We start from the raw sequence: 9,824 nt of genomic DNA on the forward strand, positions 1-9,824 counted from the left end.
AGTCGAAGCCGGGACCGTCCGTGGCGATCTCCAACAGCACACCGCCGGGTTCACGGAAGTAGATGGAGGTGAAGTAGGAGCGGTCCCGAATCTCGGTGACGCCCACCCCGTCTTCGACCAGGCGCCGGCGCCAGGCCTCTTGCACCGGGGTGTCAGGGGCACGGTAGGCGACGTGGTGAACGGTGCCGGCAGCGACCAGGCCGCGTTCGATCCTGGGGTTGGCCACGACGTCGACGATGGTGCCGACGCCCACACCGGAGTCGTTGGTGCGAAAGCGCATCCGGTTGCCGTGTTCGCTGTGCAACCGGAAGCCGAGCTGATCGCCGAGCATCTGCGCGGTGGCGTCGGCGTCCTGTTCGGTAAGGGTGACGGCACGGATACCGCGGATGGCGTGGTCGGGGGGCACCACTCCCCCATCCCAGGGCTCGGTGTCGTGGTGATCGGGGCCGGCCGCGAGCTCGATGAGCAGGCCATCGGGGTCCTGCAGGCTCAGTACGTCCTCTTCGGCACGCTCGGTGGGGCGGGTGAAGGGGACGTTCAGGGCGCGGAGGTGCTCGGCCCACCATCCCAAGGAACCTTCGGGGACGGAGAAGGTCGTGGTGGTGGCCTGCCCCGCGCCGATGCGGCCCTTGGGCGCCTCGGGCCAAGGGAAGAAGGTCATGATCGTGCCGGGGTTGCCGGCGCGGTCGCCGTAGTAGAAGTGGTAGGTGTCGGGGGAATCGAAGTTGACGGTGCGCTTGACCATGCGCATACCGAGCGCGTTGAGGTAGAAGTCGGCGTTGGCCTGGGGATCGCCGGCGATCGCGGTCACGTGGTGGATCCCCGAGGGGCGCACGTCCATGGTCCTCATCCTCTCCCGTGGGGTGGTGGCTCACCCACGCCAACAAGTTTAACATTAAACTATTTCCCGGAAAATCTCCCTCTCTGTCTTCCCGGCAGCGGGCGAGTCCTCACCCGAACGAGCCCGAAATCGCCCTTTGGGCCGACCACTTCGAACCCATCGATACGCCATCCCTACTTCCATTCCCACTCCCCCGGCCCGTGAGCGCTCAAGAGATTCGGATGCCCACCTGCGCCATGATGAGCTTTTCGAGGGTGTAGTCGTGGAGATTCGAGACCATGCGAAGGCCGGCGGTGGAAGGGGCGCGGAAGATGACGGAGGCGCCTATCGGCATGATCGAGGCCGCCGCGAAAAAGAGCGGAGACCGGCACCGGCCGGTCAAGGGCCGCGAACGTGGTGGATGTGGTGCCGCGCCTCTTCCGCCCGCGGCTCCAGCGAGGCGACCATGGGGGGCATGGACGTACTGCTGCGCCGAGCCGTCCCAGAGGATGGCCCCGGGATCCACACTCTGATCTTCGAGGAATCCCCGCACTTCGACACCAAGGGTTACCCCGAAGGGATATGGCCCGCGAACATGGTCGTGCTGGTCGCGGAGGGCGGTGGGCGCGTGGTCGGCTGGCTGGAGGCCGCCCTCGATCAGGTCTATGAAGGCCGCGGCGCACCGACCCCTCCACCGCACGGGTACGTCCTGGCGTTGGTGGTGAGCCAAGCCTGGAAACGTCTGGGAATCGGCCGGGCGCTCATGGAGATGTTCCTGGAGGAGATGCGAGCGGCGAAGGTCGAGTGGGTCTTCCTCATCCCCGAGGAGGGTGAAGGGTTCCCAGGGCGCGTCCGGTTCTTCACCCGGGTCGGGTTCGACCCGGTGGAGGAACCCGAGGAGCGGCCCCTGGTCATGGGCCGCCGGGTCTAGCCGAATTCCATGACGTTCGGCGCGCGGCAGCGGCAGGATCTCGGTATTGCAGAACATAGCGATCGGCTACGCGGACGCCTACCGACCGGCCCGGTTCTGGAGCCGGGTGACGGGCCGCCCGTTGCATCCGCAGGCCGGACCGGGTGCGCCCGAGACCGCAGGTGATGTTGGCACAGGGACCCGTGCCGCACTTCGACCAGGTGCCCGAAGCCAAGCAGACCAGGAACCGGATCCACCCGTGTCTGCGGCCCGACACCTCGCGCGAGCAGGAGGTGGAACGGCTGTTGGGGATCGGTGCCGTCTTCGTCGAGGACCATCGAAACCCCGATGGGTCGGGATGGGTGGTCCTCGCCGACCCGGAAGGCAACGGGTTCTGTGTCCTGCGCGGTGACTCCGATCGGGCGGTCGTGGGGTCCTGAGCCGCCCACGCCGACAGGTCCGGCCTGCCCGGCCCCGGGTCCATCCCCGCGTGCGCGGGGCTCATTGCTGCGGGCAAGCTCACCGACCCCAAGGACGCGGTCCATCCCCGCGTGCGCGGGGCTCATCGGGGTGCCCGACGACTACGTCGTCTCCCAGGCGGTCCATCCCCGCGTGCGCGGGGCTCATATCGGATAGGTCGGTGACCATCGCACGCACGGCTGGTCCATCCCCGCGTGCGCGGGGCTCATAGTTAATGACCTGCGACAACGCGGGTCGTTACTTTCGCGTTATCACTTGCCTCAAGGCTTGGACACCCCGATCATACGGAGGCCTCTCCCCTCGGTGGAACCGTAAGGCCGGGCACCACCCTTCCACGCGATACCCGATTCCGGTAGAGAAGTAAGGAAGCCTGGCCGGTTCCAGCCATTCTTGGTGCAGCGCGCGGACGGCCGGTTCTGAGCTTCGTCTGTTTTCGGGTCCACTGGTCGTGACAGGTGAGGCATACCGATGAGCGAGCACAGAACACCTGTAAGCGGACACCCCGGACATTGACACGCTCCGTGTTTCCACCTTCGGGGTTCACCCGGCGATCACCCGAGTGTGGTCGGGGTGGCATCGTGGGCATGGCCCCAGGTCCTGGTGGGTTTGGGTGGTCGGATCGAAGACGATGACGTGCCTGCGCTGCTGGTGACAGGAACGGTTCCCACAATGGTCGGGCGATACCGGTTCGGTATCGGGCAGGGCTTCATCCAAGGCATTCACCAGGTCACCGGCCCGTGGGTGCGGGCGTTCCTGCCCCGGAGCCGCCGGGGCGGCCGGTGCGGCTTGACCACGCTCAGGTGGGGACGGGGTCGGGTTTTCGCACCGGTGGCAACGACTACGCTGACCGGTCGCGTCGGCGGCCAACACCACACCCGCATGAAGCACACACGTAGGCGGGGCGCCTGCCCTCACCGAGGAGACCGGGCCAGCTTTCGCTCCCCAGGCACGGCGTGGCCCGGGCACACGCGGCGCAGGTCCCGGCAGCCCGCCCGGGACCCGGTTACGGGCCACCCAGGCCGGCAACGCCTGGGCGAGGTAGTCGGGCCGGCAGCGGGTGGCCGGCACCGCGTACAGCGACCTCGTGGTCTCGTGGTCCGAGCGCAGCCACTCCAACAGCTCGGCTCCGCTGATGGCGTCATCATCCAGGTCACGGACGGCGGCGAGCGCCCTGGGCGGATGCTCCAGGACCAGACGGCGATGTTGTTTCGGGGACAGGCCCAGGCCGGCCTCGGAGGCGATGCCGTCGATGACGGTGCGGGCGAACAGGGTTCCCCTGGTGGGCTCGGGGCGTTCGCCGGTCTCGATCCCCCACCTTCGAGCCCTCTCGCCATCGTTGGCGGTGTTCGAGATCGGGGACGGAGGCTGCTTCGCGCGCGCCCTCCTCCCCCTCCCCTTGTTCTTGTGTGTTGGTGTTCTTGTGGTTGGTCTTCTTGGGTGCGCGGTTCTCCTGTGGTGGGTCGTCCACCTTTGGAAAACCGAACTCAGGCTCTGACCTGCGGGTCTTCGATGGAACGAGGTCGTCGCCCTTCAGGGAGCGGGCGAGTTCGGCGACCTGGGTGTCCAAGGAAACGGGGACGTCACCCCCTTGAGGAAGTGGAACGTGAGGACGACACGCGCGATGGCCCCCCGGTTGCGGACATGGGCCACCATGGGCTTGGGATTCACTCCCAGCCGCCTTCCTGGCCTTGCAGGTCGGTGGTCAGAGCCCGACAGGTGTTACCAGCACCGGTCGGGCTCGTTCGTTTTGAGGTTGGGGGAACCGGCCTAGCCTGATCGAACCCGGGTTCGGGGGCACAAGAAGAACCAGCCCAGGAAGACAGGGGGCGCCGGTGGGCCACTCCGATCAGGGTGTCCGCGTGGTCCGGCTCCACTCATGCTCCGGCGCGACGGGACTCACGTCCCACCGCGTGTGGACCCGTCTGGCGAAAAACCCCACGCCTCACTCCCCGAACTGGCATCGTCGCTTTCGGTAATGATGTGGAAACCGAAAGGAACGGCGTGGAGCGACCGAACACCATCGTCCCAGAACGAACCGATCGTCCCCTGTCCAAGATCGTGTCCCACGCGATGCTCGTCCACGCCGTGGTGGCGCTGATCGAACTGGGGGCCATCGAGGAGCTGTCCGGCCACCCACGCCGGCTCGGTGAGGTGGCGCGAACACTCGATGTCCCCGAGGAACGCCTGCTCATCCTGGTACGTGCGGCACTCGCGGCCGGCCTGATCGATGAGCCCTCCCCTGGCTTCTTCTCGTTGAGCCCCGCGGGCGCACACCTGCGCACCGACCACCCCCAAGGTCTACGTGACCTGTTCCGCATGTGCACGCACGGCGACTTCTTCCAGGCCTGGACCCACTTGGGCCACTCGGTGCGTTCGGGCCGCACGGCCTTCGCCATCCACACCGGCCAGGAACTGTTCGACTACCTGGGTGAACGCCAGGACACCGCCACCGTGTTCAACCAGGCGATGAACTCCTCCGCCCTGGCCGCACCGCTGCTGCGCGAGATCGACCTGGCGGGGGCCGAGACGGTGGTGGACCTGGGGGGCGGTGAGGGCGCCACCATCGCGGCCCTGCTGCGCGCCTGCCCCTCTACCAGGGGCGTCCTCTTCGATCTCCCGCACGTGGTGCAAGGCGCGCCTTCGCTCCTGCGTGAGGCAGGGGTACAGGATCGGTGTGCGGTCGTGGGCGGTGACTTCTTCGAAGGCGTGCCGCGCGGCGCGGACGTCTACCTCATGGCGCGGGTGGTGCAGAATTGGGCCGATCGCGAAGCGGCGCTGATCCTGCGCAAGGTCCGAGAGGCGATGTCGTCGTCCTCACGGCTGTTGATCGTGGGCCATCTTCCCGAACGGGAACGACCGAGCGAGTTCCTTGAAGCCATGAGTCTGAGCATGTTCGTGCTCTATGGGGCGCCATTGCGCAGTCGCCAAGACCACGAAGGGCTCTTCGCGTCGGTGGGATTGTCCCTGCACGATGTGCACCGTGTTCCAGATGGTGAATCGATCATGGACGTACGTCCCGTACCGATGTTCTGACCAAGGTCCGGGGTCCCGATCATGGGGCCCCGGCTCGGTGTTCAGCCGGTGATCGAGGGCTCTTGGATCCGTTCCGGCGCCCATGGCCGAAGGACGAGGTGCCCCTGACCGGGGCGCAGACGGGACACGTTCCCGTGCAACTCCCCCAGGACCGGCAACAGAGCATGGTAGCAGCACACGGACGTGTTCACCGCCAAGATCTGCGGGGTGTCGAGCAGGAAGGGCAGTTCGGCGCACAGATAGGCCATGCCGGCCCGGAACCTCGCCCCCTCCGGATCGGGTGCCGGGCCCACGACCCTGCGAACATGCTCCTCGCACGCGCGTCGCACCGTCGGGTCCTCGGCCAAGGCCCGTTCGATTCCTTCTCGGACCGACCGATATCCGGGGGTGTCCACCATCTCCGACAGCGCCAGACAGCGCACTCGGGCGGGCACCCGCACCGCTTCCATCGCGCGGCGGATCCGCCGGCGCACGTCTCTGAGCGATCTGCGAGCCCGCCTGGCGGCCTGTGCCTCCCCGGCGCCCTCGGCCCGGTGCATGGTGTCGATGTGCAGATCCGCGTAGAGCAGGTCGACGGCGGCGAAACGCCTGCCGGTCCACTCCAGGATCTGGGAGATCCTGTGCTGACTGAAGTACCCGTTGCCGGCGCTGATCCCGATCAGGGCATGCTCTCCGAGCCCGAGGAGGCTTTCACAGGCCGGTGTGAACGGAACCACCTCGAACACCTCCTCGGATACGTCGGGGTGGGCGGTATCAAGCCGAGATGACACCGGGTGCCTCCACAACTGCGGCGAGTCGGTCGCATAGTTCGTCGAGCAGGACGTCGAGTTCCCGATCGACCATGGCCCCGCACATGACCTCGTCCATGCGCTCCTTCAGGGAGGTCAGCTCCGGATTCTCACCGCCACCGGCCTCGACCCGCAGGCGAAGTACACGACGGGCGGCGTCCAGGCAGCGCAACGGTCCATAACTTCGAGGTTCTTCCAACAGGCCCCGGCCGCTGCTGAGCAGATAGGCCGCGAGCAGCAACAGTTCCTCCTCGATACGGCACTGGTCAGCCCCATTGTTCATGGCGGATCACCTCATTGCGGTCACGTCGGGGTGCGGTTCGCGGGCTTTGGGCCGGGTGTCCGATCGACACCAAGAGCAGTGGTTCCAGATGTCGCGGAAGGCGTAGGAACCTGCGTACCGGGGTCTTGCGGAAGCTGGCGGAAGGACAGCCACCCAGGTCGAGGGCGTGCGCCGCCAGTAGGAGGTTCTGCACGGCCATCGCCACGCAGAGCATGCCCTCGTCCCAGGCTCCTCCACCCACCGCCCGAGAGCGGTCGAAGCAGGCCACCACGATCAGCGGTGGACGTTCGATGATGCCCGGTGCGAAGGCGTGGAGCAGGCGCAGGGTTCGTGGCTCTCGCACGATGACGAAGGCCCAGGCCTGCTTGTTGGACGCCGAAGGGGCCGCGACCATGCTGTCCAACAGGGGGGCCAGGAGGTCGTCCCGTACGGGTCTGTCGCTGAAGGAACGAACGGCCCGGCGTGTGGTCAGTACACGTACTGCCTGCGAAGTCTCCTCTTGGAGTCCGGGTTCGAGGACCTCCACGGGGGTCTCCATATTCTGTATCGGCTCGAATACTTGGAGTAATGTAACGTGTCGGTCGGTCCGCTGGGGACCGTTCGACGTTCCCGGACACGACCACACGAGAAAAACCCAGTGAAAGGCCCCACTGACCGCGTGTCGATCCCCACCTCCACGCCGCTCAGCGGCTCCGCCATCCGTCTGTTCGAGCTGATCACGTCCAGCTGGGTCGCGGCCGCGGTCGGCGCCGCCGCCGAACTCGGTGTCGCCGACGTCATGTCCCAGGTGCCGGCGCCCGTCGAGGAGATCGCTTCTCGGGTGGGCGCCGACGTCGACTCCCTGTACCGATTGCTCCGCGCCTGCACCGATCTGGACCTGGTCCGGGAGTCGCCGGAACGGTGTTTCGCCCTCACCGACCTGGGCGAGGCACTGCGTGAGGACTCCCCCGCCTCCATGCGCGGATACGCCCGGTGGTTGGGAAGCCCCACCGAGCGGACCACGATGGCCCACCTCGCCGACGCGGTGCGCACCGGAGGCCCGGTGTTCGAGGACGTCCACGGCCTCCCGGCCTGGGCGTACATGCGTGAACACCCCGAGGCCGCCGCGCTCTTCGACCAGGGCATGAGCGACATCTCCGCGCAGCTCACCCGCTCCCCGGTGCAGGACTACGACTTCGGCTCCAGTGAACTGGTGGTGGACGTTGGGGGCGGACGAGGACGGCTCCTATCCCTGCTGTTGTCGGTCCACCCGCACCTGCGGGGTGTGCTCTATGACCGTCCCGAGGTGGTCTCGAGCGTCGAACCCGCACTCGTGCGGGGGGAGTTGGCCGATCGCTGTCGCATCGAGGGGGGCAGCTTCCTGGACTCGGTACCGGCGGGGGGCGACACCTACCTGCTCGCCAGCGTCATCCACAACTGGGGCGACGCGGACTCCGTCACGATCCTGGAGCACTGTCGGCGAGCGATGCTCCCTCATGGTCGGGTCCTGCTCGCCGAGGTGGTGATGCCCCAGACTCCGGAACCGGCGCGGACGGCCAAGTTCATGGACCTGAGCATGCTCGCGCACTGTGGTGGCGAGCAGCGGACCCCGGACCATTTCGCAAAGCTGTTCGAGCGCGCCGGATTGCGGTTGAGCCGCATCGTGCCAGGACCCGAGGTGAGCGTGGTCGAAGGGGTCCTCGCCTGAGCCGGGGACCCGCGCCATCGACGCCGCCGGGGTCAGGTGAATAGGCCTTCGAGGTTCGGGGCGACGCGTCCTGAAACGCTTCCGTCACGCAGGGCTGAGCAGCACGGTTCCGCGCGACCGGTCGGGCGAGGTCGGCCGCGCGGAACAGATGCTCACGGTGCTCCCCCTGCAGAAGAACCGGTGGCCATAGGCTTCTCGTGCCGTCGATCCCCTCGAGCGGTCCGAGCAGGACGGCGCCGGAGAGCACCCCGACTCGCGTACCCCTTCCTTGGTCGGTCCCTCCCGGGCGCGGACCAGCGCGTTCGGTGCCTTTCCAGGTAGGCGCACGGTACGCGGCGTTCGGTGTGGATCAGGTCGTAGGTGCTGCGGTCCATGCGCCGAACCCGGGGTCGGCGGGCACCGAGCGGCAACACGCTCATTTCGATCGAACCCTGCCCGATCGCACTGTGGAATTTTTCCAGAACGCACCACCACTCGAACGGATATGACAGAATGGCCGCCGAGCCCATTTCGGGAGAATCCCATGACGACAGCTCATCGAAGCTGGCTTTCCATCCTCGCCAGAAGCGATCTGACCTGCTGCTTCTCCTGCCGTATCGATCGCACTGGAGCAATGGTCCGCGAAAGACCTTTCAGCCACTCGGATCGTTTCGAGTAAGGTCGAAAACCGTTCTTTGAATTCTGGTCATCGCGAAAATAGGAGTTCCGGTGAGCCCTCACCCCCCTCCCCCGTCCGCCCACGTCACCACATCGATGACTCCCCCGCCTCCGCCCGAACGATCCGGGTGCTGGTGGTGGACGACCACGCCCTGTTCCGCCGGGGTCTGGTCTCGGTGCTCAACGACGAGGACGACATCGACGTCGTCGCCGAGGCCGGAGACGGTGACGAGGCGGTACGGCTGGCCACCGAACTACGGCCCGACGTGGTGCTCATGGACGTGATGATGCCGCACACCACCGGTATCGAGGCCTGCCCCCGCATCCGCGCCGTGGCCCCGGAGACCAAGTTCGTGATGCTGACCATGAGCGAGGACGAGAGTGACCTGTTCGAGGCGCTCAAGGGAGGGGCCACCGGCTACCTGCTCAAGGAGATCGCGGTGACCGACATCGCGCGTGCCGTGCGCGACATCGCCGCGGGCCGGTCCTTCATCAACCCATCGATGGCCACCAAGATGATCGGTGAGTTCGCCGAGTTGGCCAAACAGGAGAGCCGCCCCAAGACCCGTCCCCACATTCCCGAACTCACCCCTCGGGAGACCGAGGTCCTCAAGCTCATGGCACGGTCGTTGAACAACCGCGTGATCGGGGAGCGTCTGTTCATCACCGAGAACACCGTGAAGAACCACGTGCGCAACATCCTGGAGAAACTCCAGGTGCACTCACGCACCGAGGCCGCCATCTACGCGGTCCGAGCCGGCTACATCGGGTAGGGGCCTTTTCGGGGTCGGCCCTGCTCTCAGCCGCCCGAGGTCCGCGAGAGGGCCGGCCGAGGTGCGGGCAGATGGCGCAGGCGCAGGGCCACCAGCGCGGCCGCAAGCGTCAGGGACAGTGCCAGGGCCACGGTGCCGCTCCAGCCCACGAGGTCGTAGAGCACTCCGCCCAACCACCCGAACAGACTCGCGCCCAGGTAGTAGGCGAGCGTGTAGATGGCCGTGGCCTGGGCTCGGCCGGTGACCGCCTGGGATCCCACCCACGCCGAGGCGGTGGCGTGGGCGCAAAAGAAGGCGAAGGTCAGCAGGAGTAGCGCCGCCAACAGCAAGGTCAGTGAGGTGGTGAACAGGCCGCCGAGCCCCAGGAACAGCAGCGCCGTGGCGGTGGGGAGG

The 9,824-nt window shown here is 67.0% G+C and carries 9 protein-coding genes and 1 pseudogene; 5 read left to right on the forward strand and 5 right to left on the reverse strand.

Annotated elements, in window-relative coordinates:
• The coding region (locus tag D472_RS0102005; protein ID WP_017602831.1) for a VOC family protein at positions 1-841 on the reverse strand (841 nt) is incomplete at its 3' end.
• Positions 842-1,295: 454 nt separating this feature from the next.
• Between D472_RS0102005 and D472_RS0102015 the strand changes: the two genes are divergently transcribed.
• From D472_RS0102015 to D472_RS0102030, 3 genes and pseudogenes are all read left to right on the forward strand, one after another.
• The gene (locus tag D472_RS0102015; RefSeq protein WP_033302967.1) at positions 1,296-1,751 is read left to right on the forward strand and encodes a GNAT family N-acetyltransferase; all 456 of its coding nucleotides are present in this window, start codon (positions 1,296-1,298) and stop codon (positions 1,749-1,751) included.
• Between the two features lie 37 nt (positions 1,752-1,788).
• Positions 1,789-2,170, forward strand: a pseudogene (locus D472_RS26545) (VOC family protein).
• Between the two features lie 2,041 nt (positions 2,171-4,211).
• Positions 4,212-5,243, forward strand: coding sequence for a methyltransferase (locus D472_RS0102030; RefSeq protein WP_017602836.1), 1,032 nt, complete (start codon positions 4,212-4,214; stop codon positions 5,241-5,243).
• A gap of 41 nt (positions 5,244-5,284) precedes the next feature.
• On the opposite strand, the gene D472_RS0102035 is transcribed toward D472_RS0102030, so the two are convergent.
• Genes D472_RS0102035 through D472_RS0102045 form a run of 3 tightly spaced genes read right to left on the reverse strand, consistent with a single transcriptional unit; the run spans position 5,285 to position 6,852 of the window.
• Positions 5,285-6,013, reverse strand: coding sequence for a tRNA-dependent cyclodipeptide synthase (locus tag D472_RS0102035; RefSeq protein ID WP_033302963.1), 729 nt, complete (start codon positions 6,011-6,013; stop codon positions 5,285-5,287).
• Positions 5,997-6,314 carry a DUF6092 family protein gene (locus D472_RS0102040; RefSeq protein WP_017602838.1) on the reverse strand — a complete coding sequence of 106 codons (318 nt, stop codon included), beginning with the start codon at positions 6,312-6,314 and terminating at the stop codon, positions 5,997-5,999. The genes D472_RS0102035 and D472_RS0102040 overlap by 17 nt, the downstream gene beginning before the upstream one ends.
• Positions 6,298-6,852, reverse strand: coding sequence for a nitroreductase family protein (locus D472_RS0102045; protein ID WP_017602839.1), 555 nt, complete (start codon positions 6,850-6,852; stop codon positions 6,298-6,300). Before D472_RS0102045 ends, D472_RS0102040 begins: the two co-directional genes overlap by 17 nt.
• Positions 6,853-6,978: 126 nt before the next feature.
• Between D472_RS0102045 and D472_RS0102050 the strand changes: the two genes are divergently transcribed.
• Both D472_RS0102050 and D472_RS0102055 read left to right on the forward strand, forming a co-directional pair.
• A complete protein-coding gene (locus D472_RS0102050) occupies positions 6,979-8,001 on the forward strand; it encodes a methyltransferase (RefSeq protein ID WP_193373419.1) in 1,023 nt (340 codons plus the stop codon).
• Positions 8,002-8,786: 785 nt separating this feature from the next.
• Complete coding sequence (locus D472_RS0102055; RefSeq protein ID WP_017602841.1) at positions 8,787-9,431, forward strand: response regulator; 645 nt, start codon at positions 8,787-8,789, stop codon at positions 9,429-9,431.
• Between the two features lie 26 nt (positions 9,432-9,457).
• Here the strand turns inward: D472_RS0102055 and D472_RS0102060 are convergent.
• Positions 9,458-9,824, reverse strand: a 367-nt coding sequence (locus D472_RS0102060) for an MFS transporter (RefSeq protein WP_026117296.1), incomplete at its 5' end; no start/stop codon positions are given.

The organism is Nocardiopsis alkaliphila YIM 80379 (genome assembly GCF_000341005.1).
GTDB classification, from domain to species: Bacteria; Actinomycetota; Actinomycetes; order Streptosporangiales; family Streptosporangiaceae; genus Nocardiopsis; species Nocardiopsis alkaliphila.